A 1,270-nucleotide genomic window follows, 5' to 3' on the forward strand; every position below is an offset into this window, starting at 1 on the left:
GGCTTTAGTGTTTGCCGCTTTTGCAGAAAGAGTTGGGAGCGATGATGGTACAGGCTCTATTCAAACCGCGGTAGATCGCGCGGCGATGGAAGTTGCCGGTAGTATGTGGTTTCCACAACTGAAGAGCGCACTAATTCAAGAGTTCTGTCGGAGGCCCTCTGATAGGCGAGCGAATCCTGGCAGTCTCTGGGCTCAAGTTGAGGTGGCTTGCTGGAATAAAACTTCTGTTACCCCTAAAGAATTTTGCTCGGAATTAGTTGCGCGACTTAAATCTGGTAATCGTGAACAAAAGATATCCGCCGCACTAACTTTGATGCAAGCCGCATTTGAAGGACGCGTCGTGGTCGTAGAAGGCCTTCTCGAAAGCCTGTTGCTAATTCTTACTCAACCAGACCTTCCAGCAGCGCAAGCCGCCGCTTGGGCATTAGGATGGCTCAGCTCCCGTAGCTATAAGTCGCGAGAGCGAAAATCGGTTTGGTTGGCAAAAGGTGTCGAAGTAGACCAATTGTGTAAGGTTTTGGAATCAGTTTCTTCAGATGAGAGCTTTACTAGTCAATGGATAGTGAGCATTCTTGGTGCCAGCAAGGACCTCCGAGCATTGCATCCATTATTTAGGCGGTTAAGCGATCCAGTAGATGATGTCCGCAGGACAGTAGTCCTTGCGCTTGAGAAGTTAGGCGACAGGCAAGCTGTCAGGCCGCTCCTAGCCACGCTGAATGACACGGCGGTCGCTGTTCGTATTGCCGCCATCTCTGCGCTTGCAAAGTTAGGTGACAAGCAGGCCGTTGAGCCTATTCTCGCTATGTTGGACTACCCAGCGGACATTGTCCGCAAGGCGGTCATCGCCGGACTTGGGCAGTTAGGTGACAAATTAGCTGTCGAGCCGCTCCTGGCCAAGCTGGACGATACAGCTGTCGATGTACGAATTGCCGTCATCTCTGCACTTGCGGTTTTAGGCGACAAGCAGGCAGTTGAATCGCTCCTGGTCAAGTTGGATGATACAGAGGCAGACGTACGTGTAGCTGTCATATCTGCACTGGTGCAATTAGGGGATAAGCGAGCAGTCGAGCTGCTCCTGGCCAAGCTAGACGATACAGAGGTCGAAGTGCGCATGGCCGTTATCTCTGCGCTTGCAAAGTTCGGCGATAAGCAGGCCGCTGCGCCGCTCCTGGCCATGCTGGACGATTCAGATCGCGATCTGAGTTCAACCGTAGCGGCGGCCCTTCACGTTTTAGGTGAGCCAAAAGGAATTGCAGCGCTGAATCGTGAT

1 protein-coding gene is annotated in these 1,270 nt (G+C 52.4%); it reads left to right on the forward strand.

Annotated features, from left to right (window positions below):
• The coding region (locus AC097L_RS24850; RefSeq protein WP_479589386.1) for a HEAT repeat domain-containing protein at window positions 1-1,270 on the forward strand (1,270 nt) is incomplete at both ends.

It is taken from the genome of Rhodoferax sp. RT5P35, from assembly GCF_056521385.1.